Raw genomic sequence first — 23,117 nt, 5'->3', positions numbered from 1 at the left:
CAGATGCTCAGGGGCCTCACTCCCTCCGGGCCTCCGATGCGGCCTTCAAGCGCTGACGATAGAACAGAGTCCAGCACGTGGACAGGAATGCAGCCACCCCTGTATGGATCCCCAGCTCCAGCATGGAGAGACCGGCCGGAAGCAACCCGCGTCCGCTGGGATAGAAGGGCATGCCCGGGATCTCGCCGAGCCCGGCGATTCGCTGCAGCGCATAAAAAGGTCCCATCAGCCCCATCTCCATCCAGCCGGCGATCCCAAACAGCTTCATGGCGAAGGGAACCACTTGGCCGGCATATTGCTGGATGGCGTTCCAGCCATAGGCGATGCTCGCCCGGACCGAACGGCGGTTCAGGATGCATGCCCGATCCGCAAGGGCTTCGATCCAGCTGAAGAGGATCAAGGCGGGGATCCAGATCAATAACCCCACCCAGCAGCAAAACAGGCCCAGATCGATCTGGGGGCCCGGGATGGTCGATCGACCTTCAATCAGCGCCTGCCCGATTGGAATCGCCAGCGGGAGCACGGAGGCTCCCGCGAGTAAAAAGATGGGCAGCCGGAGCAGCCCGTGGATCAGGAAGATCCGCCAGCCGTAGCGCCGGATGGCCTCCCAGCCTGTGGAAAGCGTGGGCGCCGCGCCTTCCTCCACGTGATTCACCAGGGCGATCAGCGCGGCATGGCCGAATGCGTTGATCAGAAGCCACACGGCCATGGCGAGGAGGGCCAGAAGGGAAATCCCTGCCCACACCCATGGAGAGGAATAGAGGAGGAGCCCCCGGAGCTCTTCAGGAGATTGGGGGAAAGCGATGAACGCGTTCCCACTGAACTGGAAGAGGGCCGTGGGAGGTCCGAAACCGGCGATGAACCCGAACAGCCACAGGGATCTGTGGCCGCTCACGATCCGCCAGGCTCGCGAAAACAGCGCGCGATCGCCCATGGCCCCTCTCCACGCTCGTGCCGGATGCTGGGGGCCGGGGTGTTGAGGATCTGCAGCGAACAGGGCTCCTGAATCATTTTACTCGATGCATCCGGATCCTGTGATTGAAAGGGGACCATGAAAAGCAAAGCACAGGGCCGGGATCTGCCCGCACCCTGTGCTTTCTCTTCGTCTCGATGTTTGAGGCGATCCTTCGTGTTCGGGGCGCCGGGTTAATGCACCAGCCAGCTCCGGAACCCCAACAACCACCAGTTCCGGAAGTAAACCAGGATGAAGAACGCCAGGAAGGCCAGCACGATCACGAAGGTCCCCCGGGGCTCCTCGTGAGCGGTTTCCGCTGCTTCGGGCGGATCCGCCGGGCTCACGGCCATCAGGCGGAGGGAGCGGGCTTCCTGAACCGTTCCGGTGAGCACGGAGCTCAGGACGATGAGGATAAACATGGCGCCGCCGATGGCGGCGATCACGCCGCCGATGTCCGCCATGGCAAGGGTCAGCTGAGCGGATTCCGGGATCAGCGTGGAGAAAGCGGCGGGGGTTTTGAAGACCGCCCAGTCCCGGCGGGGAACCCCCAGGGTGCCGCTGAACAGGAAGCCTAAGATCAGCAGCAACATCCCGAAACCGAACACATAGGGCTGATACGAGGCCAGGCGCTTCAGCCGGAGCTCCCTCCGGAAGATGAGCGGGATGAGGTAATAGGTCAGACCCATGAAGGCCAGGGTGGTGCCCCCGACCACTGTGGCATGGAAATGCCCGGGCACCGCCAGGGTGTTATGGAATTGCATGTTGAGCTGCTCCGTGCCGATGATCACCCCGCTCACCCCTCCCAGCCAGCCGAAGAGGACCATGGAGACCACCAGGGCGGCGAACCCCGGCTCCTGCCATGGAGCCCGGCGTAGCCACTCGAAGAGCCCCCGGCGATATCCCTGGCGCCGCAACGCCACTTCCACAGCGGCGGGGATCGAGAAGGCGTGGATCAGGCTCCCCAGGACGGCCAGATACATCGCATAGGACGTGTTGAACATCTTCCACGCGAAGCTCAGGCCGGGATCTACGAGGAGGTGATGAGCGGCGCCCAGGTTGATAAACAGGATGTAGAGCACGAAAGCCAGCCGGCAGAGCTTCTCGTTGATCGGCGTGGCGCCGACGGTGATGGCCGCCAGGGCATACCACACCGCCACCATGGCGGCCAGGTTGATCTGCTGAGCCGGGTGCCCGAAGCCCCAGAAGAGGTTGCGATAGAAGCCCGGATCGTAGGTGCGCAGCCATCCCAGGGACCAGAAGAAGGCGGGGATGAAGGCGATGGCCCCGGAGAGCAGGGTGTAGGTGGCGATGATGGCGGCCGTCGCCAGCCCGAAGACCACCAGGGGCACGGAGCCCGTATAGCGACCTTCCAGGCGGGCGATGAGGAGGTTCGCGAAGAAGAGCGCTACCGCGATCAACGCGCCCACGGCGAAGAGGATCACCCCCAGATAGAAGAGGGGATGGGCCTTCAGGGGAACATAGGCCGTGAACATCACATCCGCGCGCCCGGCGAGGACGATCCCGTTCACCAGCAGGGCGCCCAGGAGCATCAGGGCGAAAGCGAGGCGAGCCGCCCAGGGGCTTGCCAGCCGGGCGTTCAGGAGCACCGTGCTCCCGAAATAAAGCCCAGCCACTTCAAAGAAGACGATCCAGGCCACCAGCATGTTGAAGCCGTGGCCGGTCACCAAGCGGTAATACCAGGTGGCCGGCAACAGGTGGACGGCTTCCCAGCGGGTCAGGGCCAGCAGCAGCCCCATGACCCCGCCGACGAGCAGGAAGATCACCGCCGCGGTGGCGTTGGCGATGATCATCCGTTCCGCCGCCAGATCCACCCGCAACCGGGTCACCGGGCAAACGCGGAAGATCGCCTTCTCTTCGCCGAGCGGAATGGCTGGAGCCGCCATGCCAGCCTCCTTTCTCAATCCGTGACCAGGATGCGCCCGACCATCACGTGATGTCCGAGGTAGCAAAACTCATTGCAGACGATGGAGAACTCCCCGCTCGTCAGCGGAGTCAGTGTGATCACGTAGACATATTCCGGGAGGATCTGGAACGTCAGGTTAACGGGCTGGATCGAGAAACCATGCTGAACGTCGATGGAGGAGACGTGGAGGCGATAGGTCTGTCCTTTCTTGAGCTTGAGGATGGGGTACCATTGCCACTGACGGGCCAGGAGGTAGACATCCCCGGGAGGGGGCTCCACGACCGGGATGCCCTTCTCCGTGCCGACCTGATATTTGCGGACGAATTCCTCCACCCGTTGCTGGAACTGCGTGGGGGCAGCTCGATAAGTGGTCGCCGGGACGTTATGCCGGCCGAGGATCAACCAGACCGGCATCATGATAAAGAGCACCAGGCACCAGGCGAAGGCCAGCCCCAGCCAGGTCCGCTCCAGGCGGTCCAGCGGCCTCCACCACACCCGCGGCGGTGCGAACATCGGGCCCTCCTTTCTCTCACGGGATCCCTACAGGGGTTCGCAGCAGATCCAGCAGGCCCCAGATGTTGTAAAGGATCAGGCTGATGACAAGGGAGAGGAGGAAAAGGAGGAACAGCTCATCGAAGAGGGCCTGCCCCAGAGGCACCTGTTCTTTCTCCATCGCACACCTCCTCCGGGAGATCGCCTCCATGTCCGCAAGGCCGAAACCGGTGGATCACTTCACCCCTCTTCAATTTCCCCCGGAGGAGGATGGATAGGATATGATCGCCGTCATATTGGGAAAAACATCACAAACTGAGCGTTCCCTTCGTGGAGGGGACGTCCCCTCGCCGGGGGTCCAGCCGCACGGCCATCTCCAGGGCGCGGCCCAGGGCTTTGAAGAGGGCCTCCGCCCGATGGTGATCGTCCCGCCCGGAGAGCAGGCGGGCGTGCAGGTTCATGCGGGCGTGGACCGCCAGGCTTTCCAGGAAGTGGGAGATCAGGGAGGTGGGCAGGGCCCCCACCATCGGTCCGCCGAAGGGGAGATCCAGCACAGCGTAAGGCCGACCCGAGAGATCCACCGCCACGAAAGCCAGCGCCTCGTCCATCGGCACATACGCATGCCCCATCCGCACGATCCCTTTTCGATCCCCTAACGCCTCATCCAGAGCCTGTCCCAGCACGATGGCCACATCCTCCACCGTGTGATGAGGATCGATGTGCAGATCCCCCCGGGCTTGGACCTCCAGGTCGAAGAGCCCGTGGAAGGCGAACAGGTGCAGCATGTGGTCCAGGAAGCCGATGCCGGTCTCCACCCGGGCTTCTCCCCGCCCGTCCAGTCGGAGAAAGATCGTCACCTCGGTTTCCGCGGTGCGTCGCTGGCGTCGAGCCTCACGGGGCGCCATGGGGGATCTCCTCGGCGATCTCCGTCAGGGCCCGGAGCAGCGCCTCGCTGTGCTCCGGCCGCCCCACCGAGATGCGGATATGCTCCCGGAGCGCCGGCGCGGTGTAGCGACGGATCAGGATCCCGCGCCGCAGCAGCGCCTCCCACAGGCGATGGGCGTCCCACCCGATCACCCGGCACAGGATGAAATTGGTGTGGCTGGGGAACGGCCGGAGGAAGGGGAAGGCCTGCAGGGCCCGGTAAAGCCGCTCCCGCTCAGCCACCAGGCGGGCCACGTTCTCCATCAGATACGCTCGATCCTCCAAAGAAGCCAGAGCGGCCTGCTGCGCCGCCAGGTTGACGTTGAAGGGCGGGCGCACCTCGTCGTAGGCCCGGACCAGGTCCGGGTGCATCAGAGCGTAGCCCACGCGAAGGGCCGCCAGTCCCGCCCACTTGCTGAAGGTCCGCACGATGGCCAGGTTCGGATATCGGGGGAGCCAGCCGGCGAAGGTGCGGCCGGAGAACTCGAAGTAGGCTTCGTCCACGATGACCATCACGCCTTCCTCGAGGGCCGCCTGAAGGGTCTCCTCCGGGAGGAGCTGGCCGTCCGGGTTGTTGGGGGAGGCCAGGAAGACAGCGGCGGGTTGTAGTTGCCGGATCGCCTCGAGGAGCGTCTCGCGGGGAAGGCGGAACGCCTCATCCCGCTGGACGATGTGGACGCGGCCCCCGTGCCAGCGGACGGAGAGGGCATACATCTCGAACGTGGGCTCGGCGATGAGGGCCGCTCGACCGGGCCCGACCAGCAGCCGGGCCAGGAGATCGATCACATCGTCGGCCCCGTTGCCCAGGGCGATCCACTCCGGACCGAAGCCGGTGTATCCGGCCAGGGCCTGGCGCAGGGCGCGTCCCTGGGGATCCGGATAGCAATGCCATTCCCCGTTCCGCAGCGCCTCCCGAGCGCGCGGGGAGGGTCCATAAGGGTTCTCATTGGCGTGCAGGCGGATCAGCCGGTCCGGCCGGATGCCGTAAGCGGCGGCCAGCTCCTCCGGGGAGACCGCCATGCTATAGGTCAAGAGGTCCCGGAGATCCGGTCGGATCCATCGTTCCATGCGGATCGCTCCTGGTGTGCGGGTTTTAAAAGGGAGAGGCCTTCTCGGCCTCGCGCAGCTGGTCCAGCACCCGCTGCCAGCGGGGAGGTTCTTCCTCGAAGATGTAGGTCACCGGGGCCACCACCACGCCGCTTCCGCCGATGGCCCGCAGCTGCCGGATGGCCTCGTTCAGGCGATCCTTGCGCACGATGATGTGGATGGCGAACCAGCCGGGGTCCTCCTCGCGCACGTAGACGCGGGAGATCGTGGGGCCCTGGAGGCCACCCAGATCCGTCTGGGCGAACAGGCGGCGGGCGATGGCCTCAGCGGACTCCCCGCGCATGTTGGCGAAGAGCATGTAGTGGCCTTCCGCCCGCAGGTGGGCCTCGAAGAACTCCACCAGCTGCCGCGCCACGGCCAGGACCTCCGGCCGGGAACGCAGGGCCTCGCGGTTGGCGATCAGGCAGGCCTGAGCGTGGAGGATGATGCCGTCCCGCAGGGGCTTCAAGCGGTTGTCGTGGAGCGTGGTCCCGGTGGTGGTGAGGTCGGCGATCAGGTCGGCATAGCCGATGCTGGGGGCAACCTCCAGGGTGCCCTCGGAGACCACCAGCTGGAAGGCGGGGATCCCCCGCTCCTGCAGGAAGCGGCCCACCAGGCGGGGGAAGCGGGTGGCGATGCGTAGAGGATGGCCCTCCCGGGCCCGGGATTGGGCGAGGGCAGCCAGCTCCTCCACCGTCTCCACGGGCCAGGATTCGGGCACAGCCAGGACCAGATCACAGTGGCCGTAGTGGAGAGCGTCGTGGAGGATGAGAACGCTGGGGTCGTGATCCAGGCGCTCCATCACCACATCGTAGCCGGTGATGCCGAAGTCGACCCCGCCGTCCCGGACGCTCAGGGGGATATCGCCGGCCCGCTGGAAGAGGACAGTGACGCCGGGCAGGGCGGGGATGCGGGCGACATACTGGCGGGGGTTGGTCTTCTCCACCGCCAGGCCGCATGCGGCCAGGAAGGCCAGCGTGGGCTCCTCCAGTCGCCCCTTGCTGGGCAGCGCGATCCGAATCTCCCCGGGGCGCCGCGCGCCCGGTTGCCACAGGCCATGCGCCTGCAACGCGTGCCTCCTTGCAGACCACTGGTTTTCCCCCATTTTATCGCAGGGGCAGCCCGCTGGATGGTCCCTGCCGGTGGTCAGATGTGGCGTTTTCGTGTTCCTCCGCCTCCCGTTATACTGGGGAAGTCGGATGATTGGTCCCGGGGATCGATGGATGGGTTCCCTGATCGAGATCCTGCAGAAAGCCCCTCTGTTCGCGGGCCTGGACGTAGACGCCTATCACGAGATCGGCCACTGGACGGAGGTGCTCTCCTTTCCGGCGGAACGTTATATTTTCCATCAGGGCGATGAGGCCGACGCAGTTTGGATCGTGGCCGAGGGACGGGTCCGGATGTTGCGTCAGGCCTCCCCGGGCAAGGAGGTGATCCTGGAGATCCTGGGGCCGGGGGAGGTGTTCGGCGGGGCAACCCTCCTGCTCAGCCGTAACCCTGCCACTGCTCAGGCCGCCACCCCCGTCACCGTCTTGCGGATCCCTCGGGCCGCCTATCTGGAGCTCCTGGAGCGCTACCCCCGTGTGGCGGTCCGGTTGCTCCAGATGCTGGGTCAGCGTCTGGAGCGGGCCATGGCCATTCGGACGCTGGTCCTGGAGCGGGTGGAGAACCGCATCGCCTATGTGCTGCTGACCCTGGCGGAGCGCGCCGGCCAGCCCGAAGCCGAGGGCTTTCGGATCACGATCCCCCTCTCCCGGGAAGATATCGCCCGTATGGCGGGCACCACCCTGGAGACGGCCATCCGGATCCTGAGCCGCTGGACCCGGGCCGGATGGATCCGCACGGAGCGGGGAGGATACATCTGGATCCGGGATCTGGATACGCTGCGGGAGCTGGCGCACAGCGAGGGGGAAGCGCACGGCGATCGCTGAGCGGTCACCCGGTTGCCGCCCTTCGGATGGCGATCCGCCACACGCGGCGGGAGTGGGGGCCGGGGCGGATGGTGGCCGCGGGCCGCACCCCCGCCACCCACAGGATCTCCTCCCGCTCGTTCACCAGCAGGGGCCAGCGATCCCGCCAGGGCTGAGGGATCTTCTGGTTGATCAGGAAGGTCTTCAAGCGGACCGGCCCGGGCATCCCCGCCGGGTGGAAGCGATCCCCCGGGCGCCGGGTCCGGAAGCGCAGTGGCTCCCCCGCTTGCTCCGCATCCAGGTAGAGGGTCCACAGATCCGTATACTGGAGCCGGGCGGGATCCCATACGGGAAGCTCCTCCCAGATCACGACCCACCGGCCGTCCGGCCAGAGCGTCTCCCCCGGCTGTAAGCGGAGAGTTCCCGACAGCAGCGGCAGGTCCGGCTCCGGCCAGAGGGCGCCCTCCTGGGCGAGGATGAGGGTTCCATAGGCAACGGCGACCCGCAGGCCCTCCGGCCAGGTCAGCATCCCTCCGGTCATCCCCTCTTCCGCCATCCGGATCGCCTCTTCCACGTGCTCGAACCGCAGGTCCCGCAGGCGATGGGCCAGGCGGAAGGCGGCCTCCCGCAGGGCCATGCGCCGCAGGCTGAGGGGGAGCTCGCGCCAGCGGGCGAGATCGAAAACGATCCGCCCCGGCTCCTCGAGGGCCACGAAGGTGGGCCAGGCCTGGCGGAGGGTTTGTTCCAGGAACTCGTAGTCGGCCGCGAGGGTCTCCGCCATCCGCCACCAGATCTCCCGCAGGCGAGGATTGAGGCGTTCCAGGAACGGCAACACCTCATGGCGCAGCCGGTTGCGGAAGAAGGTGAGGTCCAGGTTCAAGCGGTCGAAACGCGGGGTCAGCCCCCGGGCCCGCAAGTAGGCCTCGATCTCGCTCCGCCAGACGCTGAGGAGCGGCCGCACCAGCCGGAGCCCCTCCGGAGGCCGGCGCAACAGCCCGTGGTATTCCGTGAGGGGCATGGACGGGCGCATCCCCCGCAGCCCGGCCAGGCCGCTCCCACGCAGGAGATGCATCAGCACGGTCTCCACCTGATCATCCGCATGATGGGCCACGGCGATGGTCCGGCTGCCCACCCGAGCGGCCACCTCCGCCAGGAACGTGTAGCGCGCCTGACGGGCAGCCTCTTCCAGGGAAAGGCCTTCCCGCTCCGCCAGGGCCCGGACCTCGAGATGCTCCACGGTGTAAGGGAGCCCGCGCGCCGTCGCCTGCTCGGCCACGAACGCGGCGTCGGCGTCGGCCTCCGCTCCCCGCAGGCCGTGGTGGAGATGCGCGATGTGGAGCGCGATCCCCAGCTCCGGAGCCAGGGTGTGCAGGGCGTCCATCAGGCACAGGGAGTCCGGCCCCCCCGAGACCCCGACCACCACGGTCTCCCCGGGGGGAAAGAGGGAGAAGCGACGGGCGGCCTCCCGGACCGCCCGGAGCACCCGCGCGATGGCGCGTTTCTCGGCCGACACGATCTTCCCCCGAGCGAGCGGATCCAGAGCCCTCACCTCCGGGCAGGCCGCGCGGCGTTCACGGGAGCTGGCCCAGGAACGTCCGCACGGCCTCGTTGAAGGCTTCGGGCGCCTCGACGTTCGCGAGGTGGCCGGCCGAGGGGAGCACCACGAGCCGGGCGTTGGGGATGGCCTCCGCCATCTGGCGGGCCACCTCAGGTGGGGTCACCTCATCCTCCTCGCCGACGATCACCAGCGTGGGGACCTGGATCCGGGGGAGGAGCTCCGTTCGATCCGGGCGTTCGGCCATGGCCTGGAGGGCGCCGATGAGCCCGGCGGCCGGGTTGGTCATCATCTTGCGCCGCAGCCGCTCCACCCGGTCCGGATGCTCCCGTCGGGTGGTGGCTCCCAGCAGACGGGGGAGGAAGGCCTCCACCGCGGCGGCTGCCCCCTCCTGGCGGATCCGTTCGATCAGCGCGTAACGGTTTGCCCGGGCCTCCGGTGTGTCCGCCTGATGTCGGGTATCCGCCAGGATGAGCCCACGAACCCGCTCGGGGTAGGCGGCGTAAAAGGCGAAGGAGACGTATCCGCCCATGGAGAGCCCGGCCAGGACCACCCGATCGATCCCCAGGAGGTCCAGCAGCCCGCGCAGATCCTCCGCGTAGGTTTCCATGGTGTAGGGACCTTCGGGGGCGCTGCTTCCTCCGAACCCGCGCAGGTCCACGGCGATAGACCAGGCCACATCCCCCAGGGCCTCGACCTGCGGATCCCACAGCCAGCGGCCCAGGGGGAACCCGTGGATCCAGAGCACCGGGATGCCCCGGCCACGGAGGTCATACACCAGACGGATGCCCTGAACGGTGGCGAACGGCATCGCAGCCTCCTGATCCGGAGGATGGTCACCGAGATTCATTATAGGGCAACCAGTTCGATCCTCCGGGCGGTGCGGTGCGCCCGGCCGGAGATCGGAGGCCTCCATTCCATCAGGAGACCTATTGTCATCGGAGCGGCTTTCGCCGCGACTTGACGTAGGCCGGAATTCATTTCGGCCTGTATCCTCCTCATCCGCATCTGCAGGAGCGGCCCTCGCCGTGACCTTCATATGGGGAGGGCCGTCCACGAATCAGAACACGAATACACGAATGGGAGATTCGTTTTAGTAGGAGCGGCTTTCGCCGCGATCTCGCCGCCTTGAGGACAGATGGGAGGCTTCCAAAATCGTAGGACAACTGCTTGCAGTTGTCCTACAAGGCGGCCAGGCCCGACAAAACCGGGACACACCCCAATCGGTTGCCGGATCCTTCCCAGCGATGGGATGGGGCTACAATTCGGGGTTGGCGGGTTTTGCACGATCCCTCCGGAGCGGAAGCCATGTCCGATGCGCGGGCGCGAGCGGAGCACATCTTTCGGACGCGCTTTGGGGGCGCACCCCTCCTGCAAGCCCGGGCGCCGGGGCGGGTCAACCTGATCGGCGAGCACACGGATTACAACGAGGGCTTCGTCCTCCCCATCGCCATCGATCGCGCGGTCTGGGTGGCCGCCCGCCCGCGGACGGATCGGGAGGTCCATCTGATCGCGGCGGATTTCGGGGAGGAGGCCGTGTTCTCCCTGGACGGCTTGGTGTTCTCCCTGGACGGCTTGCGTCCGGGCGTTCTGCGGGGATGGGCGGCTTACCCGGCCGGCGTGGCCTGGGCGCTGGAAGGGGCCGGATATCGTCTGGTCGGGATGGATGCGGTGGTGGCGGGGGATGTGCCGATCGGGAGCGGCCTGAGCTCCTCGGCCGCCCTGGAGGTGGCCTTCGCTATGGCCTGGACGGCGCTGAGCGGCCACGAGATCCCGCCTCTGGATCTGGCCCGCCTGTGCCAGCGGGCGGAGAACGAGTTTGTAGGGGTGCGTTGCGGGATCATGGACCAGATGGCCGCGCGGTTCGGCCGGCGGGGACATGCCATGTGGATCGACTGCCGCTCCCTGGCGATCGAGTGGGTGCCGGTCCCGCCGGAGATGGTCGTGCTGGTAGCCGATAGCGGGGTGCGCCGGGCCCTGGCGGCCTCGGCCTACAACGAGCGTCGGGCGCAATGCGAGGAGGCGGTCCGACGGCTCCGGTCACGGGATCCGGGGTTGCGGGCGTTGCGCGATCTCACCCCCGCGGCTCTGGAGGCGGCCCGGGTCGAGCTCCCGGAGGTGATCTACCGACGGGCTCGCCACGTGGTCACAGAGAACCAGCGGGTGCGGGAGGCGGTGGACGCGTTGCGGCGCGGGGATCTCCCGGCCTTCGGAGCATTGCTCAACGCCTCCCACGACAGCCTGCGGGACGACTACGAGGTCAGCTCCCCGGAGCTGGACACCCTGGTGGAGGCGGCCCGGGCGGTCCCCGGGGTGTATGGGGCGCGGTTGACGGGAGCCGGATTCGGGGGTAGCATCCTCACGGCCGTCCATCGGGACGCGGTGGCCGAGGCGGCGGAGGCGATGACCCGGGCCTACCTCGCCCGCTTCGGACGAGCGCCGACCCTGTTCCGGGTCGAGCCCGATGAGGGAGCTCGGGTGGAGCAGATGGCGAACCCATGAGGCCGGCGATGTCGACCCATCGGCCCCGCCACCCTTTCCGGGCGCTTCGTCACTGGAACTACCGGCTCTATTTCATCGGCCAGCTGATCTCGCTCAGCGGGACCTGGATGCAGACCATCGCCCAGAACTGGCTGGTCTACCGGCTCACCGGGTCGCCGGCCGGGCTGGGCATCATGAACGGCCTCTCGATCCTGCCGCTCTTCCCTCTGGCATTGTTCGGTGGCAGCTTGGCGGATCGCTTCCCGCGGCGCTGGCTCATTGTGATCACTCAGTCGCTGATGATGTTCCAGGCCTTCCTGCTGGCCTGGCTCACCTGGAGCGGTCACGTCCAGGTCTGGCACGTGTGGGTGATGGCAATGCTGCTGGCGGCTTTTCAGATGCTGGACGTGCCCGCCCGCCAGGCCTTCGTGGTGGAGATGGTGGGGGAGGAGGATCTGGGCAACGCCATCGCCCTGAACTCCTCCCTGTTCAACTTCGCGCGGATCATCGGCCCTTCCCTGGCCGGGCTGGTGGTGGCCACGCTGGGGGAGGCCATGGCCTTCTTCCTCAACGGCGTTTCGTTCCTCGCGGTGATCGCCGGTCTGCTGGCCATGCGGCTACCCGGCTCAACGGCCCGGCGTGTCCGCGCGGGCTCCGCTTCGGATCCCCTGGCCGGGCTGGCTCGCATCCGAGCGGATGCCACGTTGTGGGGCCTGGTGAGCATGGTAGGGGTGTCCGCTTTCCTCTCCATGCCCTATACCACCCTTCTGCCCGTTTTCGCCCGCACCTCCCTCTGGGGCAGCGCGGCGCCGGTGGTGGCGCGCCTCTGCGGGCAGGTCGCCGGGAGCCGATGGGGCGGAGCGCTTCTGTCGTGCGGACAGCCGGAGGCGGTGGCCTACGGCCTGATGATGGGCGCGGTGGGGATCGGGGCGGTGGCCGGGGCGCTGCTCGCCGCCGCCTATGGGGATGCGGGACACCGGGGGCAGATGCTCACCTGGGGGAACCTGGGCTTCCCGCTGGCGTTGCTGGGGTTTTCCCTTTCCCGTTCCTTCCCCCTGGCGCTGGCGTTCCTGATCCTGAGCGGGATGGCCTTCGTCTGGCAGAACGCCCTGGCCAACACCCTGATCCAGGTGAACGTGGAGGACGTGGTGCGGGGACGGGTGATGGGGGTGTATACCCTGGCTTTCCAGATGATGATGCGGCTGGGCGGGTTGCAGGCGGGCCTGATGGCCAGCGCCCTGGGCGCCCCGGCGACCGTGGCCCTGGGGGCCGCGGCCAGCCTGGGCTACATGCTCTGGGCGCACCGCCGCTACCCGCAGATCCGATCGCTTGCTTGAAGAAGGCCTGGATCTCAGCGGGAAATGAGGTTCCCACTCGTAAGGGCGGAGCAGATCCCCAGCCCGATGGTGCTGCCCAGGATCAGCAGGACACAGATCGTCCCGATCACGTTCAGGGCCAGCCCCACCCAGCCGATGATCACGCCGGCCTGGGCCAGCCCTTCACCGGTGAGGTCTCCGCCGCTGCGGGCGATCTCCCCTTTCGCCTGGTTGCCGAAGATGATCCCCAGGATAGAGCCAATGAGGGGGAGCACGCCCACCAGGCCGAGGAGGCTCAGGATCAGGCTGGCGATCGCCTTCCCGCTGGTTCTCGAGGCCGCCGGAGGTGGCGTTGTAGGCGCTTCCATTATTCCTATTCTCCATTTTTGAGAAGTAGTATAACATGAAGCAGTTCCGGGAACAAGCCGAACCTCAAGACGTCGGAGGTCCTCATGAACTGGGAAGACTTCCTCACCTTCCGCCGGATGATCACGCCCTATCTCATCCAGGCGCTGTTCTGGATCGGTGTCGCCCTCAGCGTTCTGGCGGGCTGCGCGATCCTGTTCGGCGGGATCACTGGAGCAGGGATCGCCGGCCGTCGGGATGGGGCGGGGGCGATCCTGGGCGCCCTTTGCCTGAGTCCTCTGGTGGTCCTCCTGGGGATCCTGCTCTCCAGAATCTACGCGGAGCTGCTCATCGTGACCTTCCGGATCAGCGAGACCCTGACGGACATCAAGGAGCTGCTGGAGCGCCAGCGGCAAACCGGGGCGTAAGCGATCGTCGGGCCGGCGGGGAGGGCCGATGATGCCCTCCCCGCCTGTGTCTTCCGGAAGGGTCACGAGGAAGGCCGCGGGGCAAGGCGGACCCGAACCTCGCGCGTCTGGCCGTCCCGCAGGATGGAGAGGGTGATCTCATCCCCGGGCCGGTGATGTTCCTCCAGCTCGGCGATGAGATCCTCCATGCTGGAGATGGGGCGGCCGTCGATGGCGACGATGAGATCGCCCCCGCTCGGGATGGATTCCCCGAGGACGGAGACCGGGCGGCTCCCCCCGCGCAGGCCGGCCTGGGCCGCAGGGCCGCGAGGGTCCACCTCCAGGATGAGGGCCCCGCGCTCGGCCGGCAGCCCCAGCGCCTTCGCCACCAGCGGCGTCACCGAATAGCCGGAGATCCCCAGCCAGGGATGCTCATAACGGCCCCGGGCGATCAGCTCGGGGACGATGCGCCGCACCGTGTTCACCGGGATGGCGAAGCCGACCCCTGAGGAGACCCCGGTCTGGGAGAGGATCATCGTGTTCACACCGATCACCCGGCCCTGACTGTCCAGCAGCGGGCCGCCGGAGTTCCCCGGGTTGATCGGCGCGTCGGTCTGGATCATGTTCGGGATGCTGAACACGCGGGATCCCGGCCGAATGACCCGGCCGATGGCGCTGACGATCCCCACCGTCATCGTCCCCTCCAGCCCGAAGGGGTTGCCGATGGTGATGGCCAGCTGCCCCGGGCGCACAGCCCCCGAATCCCCCAGGGTCACGGGATGAAGCCGCTCTGGAGGCACTTCCACCTGAAGCACCGCCAGGTCGCTGTCCGGGTCTGTGCCGATCACCCGAGCGAGGGTCTCCATCCCATCCGCGAAGGTGACGATGACGGTCTCCCCGCCTTCCACCACGTGATGGTTGGTGACGATGTGTCCATCCCGATCGTATACGAAGCCCGAACCGGTGCTTTCCTCCCGGAGGGCGCCCTGGCCGCTTCGAACGCGGATGTGGACCACCGAGGGGTTCGCCTGCTCGTAGATGGCCTCCAGCTGTTGCTCCAGGGCGGCGACGGCCTCCCCGGCTCCGGCGGCCAGGGCCACAGGCAGCGGCGAGGCGATCCTCCGGGTGGAAGGGATGGGAGTCGAACGGGCGGGACCGGGCGCTGGAGCGGCAGATCGCATCCCCTGACAGGCGACCAGCAGGCTCACAAGGCCGAGGCCGATCCATCGAAGCCATTTCGGAAACCTCATCCTGTCCTCCTGTCCGATGGGGATCACGCGGATGTTTTCAGGAGGGATCTTGAAAAAAGCGTGGAGGGGATGCGCCGAGCGCATCCCCTCCGGGGTGGGATCGACGCGCGGGCCCTTCAGGCGGAGCGGCCCGGGATCCCGAAGCGCGGTCGGGAGAAGCCGGTGCCGCCCGGCGCAGGAGTGGGCGTGGCCGGGCCCTTCGGAGCCCACCACCACCCGCCGCGGCCCCGGAAGCCCCAGAAGCCCCGGAAGCCCCACCATCCAGCGCCCGGGCCCCAGTAGCCGCGATCCAGCCCCTGTAGCAGCCAGTCCGCCTGCTCCCGGGTCAGGCGGCCGTCGCGCACGGCCTGCTCGATGGCGTCGCGCAGGGCCTGCACGCACGCCTGGTTCACCGCATCGCGGACCTTCTGGAGGTCCACGCCGGCTTTATCCGCGAGCTCGGCCAGGGTGCGGCCGCCCCAGAGCTGGGTGGAGAGCTCCTCGGGGGTCATATTCAGGGCCTTGGCGGCGGCCTCCAGCCCGGCCTGCCCGCAGAGGCCCCGGCCGAACCAGCCGCCGGGGTGGCCGACGAATCCGCTCAGGGGAGCGGCGGCGCGGGCCGCCTGCGCCTGTCCGACGATCCCGAACCCCAGCGCTCCGACCAGCAGGGCCAGCAGGAAAAGCGGGATGAACAGCCAGCGCTTGCGCATGGGTGCGCACCTCCTCTTGCTCAGGGTCAGGGCCCCGGTGGGGCCCTGCTGTCCATGGCGATCCTACCGGCCCGCCGTTATCCGGCGATTATGGGCCTGTTAACACCTCTTAACCCCAGGGCCGCCTGCAGTCGGGGCCCGGTTGCCGGATCCACGCATCTGCGCTACACCAGGAGGCGCCAGCCTGAGTCAGGGAGGTCCCCATGTCTGCGAGCGGGACGGCCCCGGTGATCCGTGCGCCCCGGGGAAGCACGTTAACCTGCAAGAACTGGCAGATCGAAGCGGCCTACCGGATGATCCAGAACAACCTGGATCCGGAGGTGGCCGCCGATCCGGCGAACCTGATCGTCTACGGCGGCCGCGGCAAGGCGGCCCGCAACTGGGAATGCTTCTACGCGATCCTGGAAGCCCTCCGCAACCTGGAGCCCGACGAAACCCTTCTGGTGCAGTCCGGCAAGCCGGTCGCCATCTTCCGCACCCACGAGCTGGCCCCCCGCGTCCTGATCGCCAACAGCAACCTGGTCCCCCACTGGGCCACCTGGGAGGTCTTCGACGAGCTGGAGCGCAAGGGCCTGATCATGTTCGGCCAGATGACGGCCGGGGCCTGGATCTATATCGGCACGCAGGGCATCCTCCAGGGAACCTACGAGACGCTGGCGGCCTGTGCCCGGACTCATTTCGGGGGCAGTCTCAAGGGGAAGTGGGTGCTGACGGCGGGCCTGGGGGAGATGGGCGGCGCCCAGCCCCTGGCCATCACGATGAACGAGGGGGTGGGCCTGGTCGTGGAGGTGGACCCGCGCCGGGCGCGGCGACGCCTGGAGCACGGGTTCCTCGATGAGATCGTGGAGGATCTGGAGGAGGCCCTGCGGCGGGTGGAACGCTACCGGAAGGCGGGGCAGGCCCGTTCCATCGGGTTGCTGGGCAACGCCGCCGAGGTCTTCCCCGAGCTCGCCCGCCGGGGCATCATCCCGGACGTGGTGACCGATCAGACTCCTGCCCACGACCCATTGATGTATGTCCCTCGCGGGCTCTCGGTGTGGGAGGCAGAGGAGCTGCGGGCGAAAGATCCCCAAACGTACATCCGGCGGGCCAGGGAGAGCATGGCGATCCACGTGGAGGCCATGCTGGCCTTCCATCGGGCGGGGGCAGTGGTGTTCGATTACGGCAACAACCTGCGCCAGCAGGCTTACGAGATGGGCGTGAAGGACGCCTTCGCCTATCCGGGGTTCGTGCAGGCTTACATCCGGCCGCTGTTCTGCGAGGGCAAGGGTCCCTTCCGCTGGGTCGCCCTCTCCGGGGACGCCGAGGACATCTATCGGACGGATCAGGCGATCCTGGAGCTGTTCCCCGAGAACGAGAGCCTGCGCCGCTGGATCACCATGGCTCAGAAGCGGGTGCGGTTCCAGGGGTTGCCTGCCCGGATCTGCTGGCTGGGCTATGGGGAGCGCGACCGGGCCGGGCTCTACTTCAACGAGCTGGTGCGCAAAGGGGAGCTGAGCGCGCCCATCGTCATCGGGCGGGATCATCTGGACGCGGGCTCGGTGGCCAGCCCCAACCGGGAGACCGAGGGGATGAAGGATGGCTCGGACGCCATCAGCGACTGGCCGATCCTCAACGCCCTGCTCAACGCCGTGGCCGGCGCCACGTGGGTGGCCTTCCACCATGGCGGGGGCGTCGGCATCGGCTACAGCCAGCACGCGGGAATGGTGGTGGTAGCCGACGGCACAAAGGAGGCAGAGTGGCGCCTGGAGCGGGTGCTGCGGACGGATCCGGGCCTGGGGGTGGTGCGCCATGCCGACGCCGGCTACGAGAAAGCCATCGAAGTCGCCCGCCGGCATGGGATCAAGATGCCGATGCTGAAATGAGTCGGCGCGACCGGACTTCGTCGAGGAGGGATCCCGTGCATGTCGATCTGTTGATCCGTCACGCCGCCCAGGTGGTCACCCCGCGGGGGCGCGGGCCCCTGCGCGGGGCGGCCATGGGGCTCCTCACCGTGATCCCCGACGGTGCCGTGGCCGTCCGGGAGGGCCGCATCGTGGCGGTGGGGCCCACCCGGGAGATCGAGGCGCAGATCACCGAGGCCGCGGAGATCTTGGAGGCCCGGGGCCGGGCGGTGGTCCCGGGCCTCGTCGATCCCCACACCCACCTCATCTGGGCGGGGGATCGGGCCGCGGAGTTCGAGCAGCGCCTGAAGGGAGCCACCTACCTGGAGATCCTGCAGGCGGGAGGAGGGATCCTCGCCACCGTGCGGGCCACCCGTGCCGCCTCCCCCGAGCAGCTGATGGCGGAGACCCGCGCCCGGATGGACCGGATGCTGCTTCACGGCACGACCACCGCGGAGGCGAAGACCGGATACGGCCTGGAGTGGGAAACCGAGCGTCGTCTGCTGGACCTCCTTCATCGATTGAATGCGGAGCACCCTCTGGATCTGGTGCCCACGTTCATGGGGGCCCATGCCATACCGGCGGAATACCAGGAGGATCCCTCCGCCTACGTGGCCGTGCTGATTGAGGAGATGCTCCCCGCCGTCGCGGCCTGGCAGCTGGTCCACCACGGACCCTGGTGTCCGCCCTGGGAGGATGGGCGGGCGGCCTGGTTCTGCGACGTGTTCTGCGAGCGAGGGGCCTTCGATCCGGAGCAGACCCGGCGCATCCTGGAGGCCGCGAAGGCCCTGGGGTTCGGCCTCAAGGTGCACGTGGATGAGTTTGAGCCCCCGCTGGGGGCGGTGCCCCTGGCGGTGGCCCTGAGAGCGGTCAGCGTCGATCACCTGGTGAGCACGCCGCCGGAGCACCTGGAGCAGCTGGCCCGTTCGGAGACCATCGGGGTGATGCTCCCAGGGACTTCCTTCGGGCTGGGGAGCACGCGATATGCCCCGGCCCGTCGGCTGATCGACGCCGGGGGCGCCCTGGCCCTGGGCACGGACCTCAATCCCGGAACCTCCTGGTGCGAATCGCTGCCGATGATGATGGCCCTGGCGACCCGTTATATGGGCCTCAGCCCGGCGGAGGCCCTGACCGCCGTCACCCTCAACGCGGCCTGTGCCGTCGGGCTGGGCCATGAGATCGGGAGCCTGGAGCCGGGCAAGGCGGCAGACCTTGTGATCCTGGAAGCGCCGGATTACCGGCATCTGGCCTACCGGTATGGCGTCAGCCTGGTCCACACGGTGATCAAGCGCGGGCGCGTGGTGGTCGAAGACGGCGTCCTCCGCATCCCGGGGAGGCAAACCGTCCACGAATAAGCGCACGATGCGCGAAGGAGGTGTCCTTCACAAGCGACAACTGGCCTGTCGCAGGGATCCTCCAGCGCCCGGGGATCGCGCTCTCCCCGGATGGGACAGAAAGAAAGGATTTAAGGCAGCGTGGGCGTCTCCCCGAGCGGGATTTCCCTACCCCAGCACCTCATCCACCGCCACCGTGAGCGAGGGGATGAGCGCAGGGCTTACGGTTTCACCCCGGTGGGCGATGTGGAGGGACCGGTAGCCCTGGGGGGTGGGGTGGCGATAGATCTCGATGCGTTCTTCCAGCAGATCCACCAGCCAGGCTTCGGGGATGCCGTAGCGGGCGTAGAGGGGGATTTTGAGGGAGCGGTCGGAGTCGGCGGAGGTTTCGGCCACCTCCACGACCAGGAGGACGTCCTCGGGTCCGGGGTGGGCGGAGGCGTAGAAATCGGGGCGATAGCGAAGCAGCGCCACGTCCGGCTGCGGCTCGGAGTGCGCACTGAGTCGGAGCGGGTTCTGGACCCGCACGATGATCTCCTCCCCGGCGCGCCGGGAGAAGAGGCGATTCAGCCGATCCACCACACCGGCGTGTCGGCTTCCGATGGGGCTCATGGTGACGAGTTCTCCTTCGATGAGCTCCACGCGGTCGTCTTCGGAGAGGATGCCGGCCTCGGCCATGCGGTGATATTCCTCCACGGTGAACAGGCGTCGCTGGACCTGAACGCCCATCGCTTTCCTCCTCGGGCTATCCCAGGATTTCATCCACGCTGAGCTCCAGGTCGGGCAGGGCGGTGGGGCTCACGGTTTCACCCCGGTGGGCGATGTGGAGGGATCGGTAGCCCTGGGGGGTGGGGTGGCGGTAGATCTCGATGCGTTCTTCCAACAGGTCCACCAGCCAGGCTTCGGGGATGCCGTAGCGGGCGTAGAGGGGGATTTTGAGGGAGCGGTCGGAGTCGGCGGAGGTTTCGGCCACCTCTACGACCAGGAGGACGTCCTCGGGTCCGGGGTGGGCGGAGGCGTAGAAATCGGGGCGATAGCGAAGCAGCGCCACGTCCGGCTGCGGCTCGGAACGAGCCCCCAGGCGAATGGGATTTTGGACCCAGAGGATCCCCCGGCCTTCAACCGGGAAAAGCAGGGCGGTGAGTCGCGCCACGCAGGCGGCGTGTCGGCTTCCGATGGGGCTCATGGTGACGAGTTCTCCTTCGATGAGCTCCACGCGGTCGTCTTCGGAGAGGATGCCGGCCTCGGCCATGCGGTGGTATTCCTCCACGGTGAACAGGCGTCGCTGGACCTGAACGCCCATCGCTTTCCTCCGCGGGCTATCCCAGGATTTCATCCACGCTGAGCTCCAGGTCGGGCAGGGCGATGGGGCTTACGGTTTCACCCCGGTGGGCGATGTGGAGGGATCGGTAGCCCTGGGGGGTGGGGTGGCGGTAGATCTCGATGCGTTCTTCCAACAGGTCCACCAGCCAGGCTTCGGGGATGCCGTAGCGGGCGTAGAGGGGGATTTTGAGGGAGCGGTCGGAGTCGGCGGAGGTTTCGGCCACCTCTACGACCAGGAGGACGTCCTCGGGTCCGGGGTGGGCGGAGGCGTAGAAATCGGGGCGATAGCGAAGCAGCGCCACGTCCGGCTGCGGCTCGGAACGAGCCCCCAGGCGGATGGGATCCTGGGCGCCGACGATCGCGCGATCTCCCACGGCTCGATCCAGGAGCCGGACGAGGCGCTTCACGCAGGCGGCGTGTCGGCTTCCGATGGGGCTCATGGTGACGAGTTCTCCTTCGATGAGCTCCACGCGGTCGTCTTCGGAGAGGATGCCGGCCTCGGCCATGCGGTGATATTCCTCCACGGTGAACAGGCGCCGCTGGACCTGAACGCCCATCGCTTTCCTCCTTCGCCCCGAAACGCCCGGCCAGGGTCTTCTCCTTTCAGCGTAACACCTCTGGCCCGACACGGCAAGGCGCTCGCTTCCGGCGATTCTGGACAGCCTTCGCGATCCAGCCTATCTTTGAAGAGACATCCGTATCACGGATGCCCGGACCCCGGTGAGGGAGGTGGAGGACGCGATGACCATCGGTCAGCGGATTCCCATGCGGGATGGCCATCTGAAGGCGACGGGGCGCTTGAAGTTCGGCGCTGACCTTCGATTGCCCGATCTCCTGTATGCCCGCATGGTCCTCAGCCCTTATGCCCACGGCCGCCTCCGGCGGATCGAAACCGCCCCCGCCCGCGCCGTCCCCGGCGTCGTTGCCGTGCTGACCGCGGCGGATCTCCCATGGTTCCAGCGGGAGCCGGAGAGCCACGCGCGGGCGCTGCTGGCCTGGGAGCGCGTGGTGTATTACGGCCAGCCGGTCGCCGTGGTCCTGGCGGAGACCGAGGCTGCGGCGGCGGACGGCGCCGCTCGGGTCGAGGTGGATATCGAACCATTGCCCGCCGTGGTGGATCCCCTGAAGGCGATGGCGCCGGACGCGCCGCGGATCTGGCCGGGCGGACGCCCCGGGGTGCGGGCGGACGCCGGGGCTCACGCGGCGGACGTCGGGAGCGCCCCGGAAGGATCCGCCGTCCTGCCTCCCAACGTCTCCGACCACGTCCGCTACACCCGCGGGGAGATCGCCCGGGGCTTTGAAGAGGCGGACCTCATCCTGGAGCTCACCTATCGCACCGCTCCGGTGCATCAGGCGTATATCGAACCGCACACGACGACGGCGGCCCTGGATCCGGCCACCGAGACGCTGACCATCTGGACCAGCACGCAGGATCCCTTCGGGGTGCGGGAGGAGGTGGCGGATTTCCTGGGCTGGCCGGAGAACCGGATTCGGGTGGTGCCGATGCCGGTGGGGGGCGGCTTCGGCGGCAAGTTCACCCTGCTGGAGCCTCTGGTGGCCGCCCTGGCCATTCATACCCGCCGGCCCGTCCGGCTCACCCTCACCCGACAGGAAGAGTTCCTCATCGGGACGCCGGCCCACGCCTCCATCATCACCCTGAAGACCGGGGTGAAGCGGGATGGAACCCTCACCGCCCTCCAGGCCCGCGTGATCTTCGACGCGGGGGCTTTCCCGGGCTCCCCGGCGCGCATCGCGGCGAACCTGCTGGGGAGCTTCTATCGCTTCCCCCACTATGAGATCGAGGCCTTCGAGGTGCTGACCCACAAGCCGGGGGTCGGCGCCTATCGGGCGCCGGGGGCTCCTCAGGCGCTCTTCGCCCTGGAGTCCCAGATGGACGAGATGGCTCGCCAGCTGGGTCTGGACCCTCTGGAGTTCCGGTTGCGGAATGTAATGGAGGAAGGGGACGAGCTGCCCAGCGGGAAGCGTTATGGCCCCATCGGCCTGAGGGCCTGCCTGGAGGCCCTGCGGGAGCATCCGATGTGGCGGGAGGGACGTCGGGAGCCCGGGGAGGGCATCGGGCTGGCGGTGGGCGGCTGGCACGGAGGGCTCGAGCCGGCCGCCGCGATGTGCCATGTGGATCGCGACGGCAGCGTCCGGATCTACGTGGGGGCGGTGGACCTGCAGGGCACGCACACGGCGATGGCTCAGCTGGCCGCCTCGATCCTGGGGGTGCCTCTGGAGCAGGTGCGGATCCTCCAGGGGGATACCGACACCAGCCCCTATGCCGGAGCCAGCGGGGGCAGCAAGACCATTTACACGGTGGGCTTGGCGGTGCAGCGGGCGGCGGAGGAGGCCCGCCAGCAGATCCTGCGCATCGCGGCGGAGCATCTGGAGGTCGCCCCGGAGGACCTGGAGATCCGCGATGGCCAGATCTACGTCCGGGGGGTTCCGGAGCCCCGGATGCGCGTCGGCGAGGTGGCCGCCCTGGCCCAGCGGTTCGGGGGGAAGTTCGAGCCGGTGTTCGGTCGGGGGACCTCCGCCCAGCGGGAGCAGGCGCCGGGTTTCGCCGCCATGCTCGTCCGGGTGCGGGTGGATCCGGAGACCGGCCGGGTGACGGTGCAGGAGGCGGTGGTGGCTCAGGATGTCGGCCGGGCCCTGAACCCGTTGCTGATCGAAGGGCAGATGCACGGCGGGGCGGCTCAGGGTCTGGGCTGGGGTCTTTGGGAGGCCCTGCGTTACGATGAGAACGGGGTGGCGCTGACCGCCTCCTTCCTGGATTACGCCCTTCCCATCGCCCCGGAGGTCCCGCCCATCGAAACCCGCATCGTCGAGGTTCCCAGCCCGCACGGCCCCTTTGGGGCCCGGGGCGTTGGGGAGCCGCCGGTGGTGCCCGGGGCGGCCGCCGTGGCCAATGCGATCCGGGATGCGGTCGGCGTCCGGGTGACCGAGCTGCCCATCACTCCGGAACGCCTGTGGACGGCCATGACCGCCCGGATGATCGCCGAGACCCGTCTCCGACACGAGTGGGGGGATTAACGGTTTGGGGCAGGATCCCTCATGGATTGACCGTTTGGAGGATGCATCCTCTCCGTGGGAGCGGCTTCCGCCGCGACCGATCGCCCTTGTAGGCCGAAATTCATTTCGGCATCCACGCTGGAGGAGGGGCTTCAGCCGCGATCTGCCAGCTCGAAGATAGAGGTGTGGGGCGAAAGCCCCTTCCGAAGAAATCTATCCTGTAGGAGC

The 23,117-nt window shown here is 67.8% G+C and carries 22 protein-coding genes; 7 read left to right on the top strand and 15 right to left on the bottom strand.

What is annotated here, in order from left to right:
* Positions 1-16 precede the first annotated feature (16 nt).
* The 7 genes from KNN16_RS06255 to hisG form a co-directional block, all read right to left on the bottom strand.
* Positions 17-934 (bottom strand): hypothetical protein, encoded by a 918-nt coding sequence (locus KNN16_RS06255; protein WP_303900073.1) that lies wholly within the window; start codon positions 932-934, stop codon positions 17-19.
* 212 nt (positions 935-1,146) lie between these two features.
* Positions 1,147-2,859, bottom strand: a complete 1,713-nt coding sequence (locus KNN16_RS06250; RefSeq protein WP_303900071.1) for a cbb3-type cytochrome c oxidase subunit I — start codon at positions 2,857-2,859, stop codon at positions 1,147-1,149.
* Positions 2,860-2,873: 14 nt separating this feature from the next.
* On the bottom strand, positions 2,874-3,392 hold the full coding sequence (locus tag KNN16_RS06245; protein WP_303900069.1) for a hypothetical protein: 519 nt from the start codon (positions 3,390-3,392) through the stop codon (positions 2,874-2,876).
* Positions 3,393-3,408: 16 nt separating this feature from the next.
* Entirely contained in the window at positions 3,409-3,552 is a 144-nt protein-coding gene (locus tag KNN16_RS06240; protein WP_303900068.1) for a hypothetical protein, read from the bottom strand.
* A gap of 127 nt (positions 3,553-3,679) precedes the next feature.
* Positions 3,680-4,276, bottom strand: a complete 597-nt coding sequence (hisB, locus tag KNN16_RS06235; protein WP_303900065.1) for an imidazoleglycerol-phosphate dehydratase HisB — start codon at positions 4,274-4,276, stop codon at positions 3,680-3,682.
* The gene (hisC, locus tag KNN16_RS06230; RefSeq protein WP_303900064.1) at positions 4,263-5,363 is read right to left on the bottom strand and encodes a histidinol-phosphate transaminase; all 1,101 of its coding nucleotides are present in this window, start codon (positions 5,361-5,363) and stop codon (positions 4,263-4,265) included. Before hisC ends, hisB begins: the two co-directional genes overlap by 14 nt.
* A gap of 25 nt (positions 5,364-5,388) precedes the next feature.
* Entirely contained in the window at positions 5,389-6,450 is a 1,062-nt protein-coding gene (hisG, locus tag KNN16_RS06225) for an ATP phosphoribosyltransferase (protein ID WP_299284755.1), read from the bottom strand.
* Between the two features lie 154 nt (positions 6,451-6,604).
* Between hisG and KNN16_RS06220 the strand changes: the two genes are divergently transcribed.
* Positions 6,605-7,312 carry a Crp/Fnr family transcriptional regulator gene (locus KNN16_RS06220; RefSeq protein WP_303900061.1) on the top strand — a complete coding sequence of 236 codons (708 nt, stop codon included), beginning with the start codon at positions 6,605-6,607 and terminating at the stop codon, positions 7,310-7,312.
* Between the two features lie 4 nt (positions 7,313-7,316).
* Here KNN16_RS06220 and tilS read toward each other — a convergent pair whose 3' ends face one another.
* Entirely contained in the window at positions 7,317-8,804 is a 1,488-nt protein-coding gene (gene tilS / locus KNN16_RS06215) for a tRNA lysidine(34) synthetase TilS (RefSeq protein WP_303900058.1), read from the bottom strand.
* A 58-nt stretch (positions 8,805-8,862) separates the two neighbouring features.
* Entirely contained in the window at positions 8,863-9,657 is a 795-nt protein-coding gene (locus KNN16_RS06210; protein WP_303900055.1) for an alpha/beta fold hydrolase, read from the bottom strand.
* A 497-nt stretch (positions 9,658-10,154) separates the two neighbouring features.
* Here KNN16_RS06210 and galK point away from each other — a divergent pair, with 497 nt between their 5' ends.
* Positions 10,155-11,348 carry a galactokinase gene (gene galK, locus KNN16_RS06205; protein ID WP_303900052.1) on the top strand — a complete coding sequence of 398 codons (1,194 nt, stop codon included), beginning with the start codon at positions 10,155-10,157 and terminating at the stop codon, positions 11,346-11,348.
* An 8-nt stretch (positions 11,349-11,356) separates the two neighbouring features.
* Positions 11,357-12,664 (top strand): MFS transporter, encoded by a 1,308-nt coding sequence (locus KNN16_RS06200; protein ID WP_303900050.1) that lies wholly within the window; start codon positions 11,357-11,359, stop codon positions 12,662-12,664.
* A 14-nt stretch (positions 12,665-12,678) separates the two neighbouring features.
* Here KNN16_RS06200 and KNN16_RS06195 read toward each other — a convergent pair whose 3' ends face one another.
* Positions 12,679-13,011, bottom strand: a complete 333-nt coding sequence (locus tag KNN16_RS06195; protein ID WP_303900047.1) for a DUF4190 domain-containing protein — start codon at positions 13,009-13,011, stop codon at positions 12,679-12,681.
* An 84-nt stretch (positions 13,012-13,095) separates the two neighbouring features.
* Here KNN16_RS06195 and KNN16_RS06190 point away from each other — a divergent pair, with 84 nt between their 5' ends.
* On the top strand, positions 13,096-13,416 hold the full coding sequence (locus tag KNN16_RS06190) for a DUF4282 domain-containing protein (protein ID WP_299284777.1): 321 nt from the start codon (positions 13,096-13,098) through the stop codon (positions 13,414-13,416).
* Between the two features lie 62 nt (positions 13,417-13,478).
* Here KNN16_RS06190 and KNN16_RS06185 read toward each other — a convergent pair whose 3' ends face one another.
* Together KNN16_RS06185 and KNN16_RS06180 are read right to left on the bottom strand one after the other, a co-directional pair.
* Entirely contained in the window at positions 13,479-14,645 is a 1,167-nt protein-coding gene (locus KNN16_RS06185) for a S1C family serine protease (protein ID WP_303900044.1), read from the bottom strand.
* Between the two features lie 116 nt (positions 14,646-14,761).
* Positions 14,762-15,334 (bottom strand): hypothetical protein, encoded by a 573-nt coding sequence (locus tag KNN16_RS06180; protein WP_299284783.1) that lies wholly within the window; start codon positions 15,332-15,334, stop codon positions 14,762-14,764.
* Positions 15,335-15,537: 203 nt separating this feature from the next.
* Between KNN16_RS06180 and hutU the strand changes: the two genes are divergently transcribed.
* Together hutU and hutI are read left to right on the top strand one after the other, a co-directional pair.
* Positions 15,538-17,199 carry a urocanate hydratase gene (gene hutU / locus KNN16_RS06175; RefSeq protein WP_299284786.1) on the top strand — a complete coding sequence of 554 codons (1,662 nt, stop codon included), beginning with the start codon at positions 15,538-15,540 and terminating at the stop codon, positions 17,197-17,199.
* 35 nt (positions 17,200-17,234) lie between these two features.
* Positions 17,235-18,572, top strand: coding sequence for an imidazolonepropionase (hutI, locus tag KNN16_RS06170; RefSeq protein WP_303900041.1), 1,338 nt, complete (start codon positions 17,235-17,237; stop codon positions 18,570-18,572).
* Positions 18,573-18,719: 147 nt separating this feature from the next.
* Here the strand turns inward: hutI and KNN16_RS06165 are convergent, their stop codons facing one another.
* The 3 genes from KNN16_RS06165 to KNN16_RS06155 are packed head-to-tail and all read right to left on the bottom strand — an operon-like array spanning position 18,720 to position 20,431.
* Positions 18,720-19,280, bottom strand: a complete 561-nt coding sequence (locus tag KNN16_RS06165) for a Uma2 family endonuclease (protein WP_303900038.1) — start codon at positions 19,278-19,280, stop codon at positions 18,720-18,722.
* Between the two features lie 16 nt (positions 19,281-19,296).
* Complete coding sequence (locus tag KNN16_RS06160; RefSeq protein ID WP_303900035.1) at positions 19,297-19,854, bottom strand: Uma2 family endonuclease; 558 nt, start codon at positions 19,852-19,854, stop codon at positions 19,297-19,299.
* 16 nt (positions 19,855-19,870) lie between these two features.
* Complete coding sequence (locus KNN16_RS06155) at positions 19,871-20,431, bottom strand: Uma2 family endonuclease (RefSeq protein ID WP_303900032.1); 561 nt, start codon at positions 20,429-20,431, stop codon at positions 19,871-19,873.
* A gap of 184 nt (positions 20,432-20,615) precedes the next feature.
* On the opposite strand from KNN16_RS06155, the gene KNN16_RS06150 reads away from it, so the two are divergent.
* Entirely contained in the window at positions 20,616-22,910 is a 2,295-nt protein-coding gene (locus tag KNN16_RS06150) for a xanthine dehydrogenase family protein molybdopterin-binding subunit (protein WP_303900030.1), read from the top strand.
* Positions 22,911-23,117 lie beyond the last annotated feature (207 nt).

The organism is Thermoflexus hugenholtzii, assembly GCF_018771565.1.
GTDB lineage: Bacteria > Chloroflexota > Anaerolineae > Thermoflexales > Thermoflexaceae > Thermoflexus > Thermoflexus hugenholtzii_A.
This window is presented reverse-complemented; position numbering and strand designations above follow the sequence as displayed.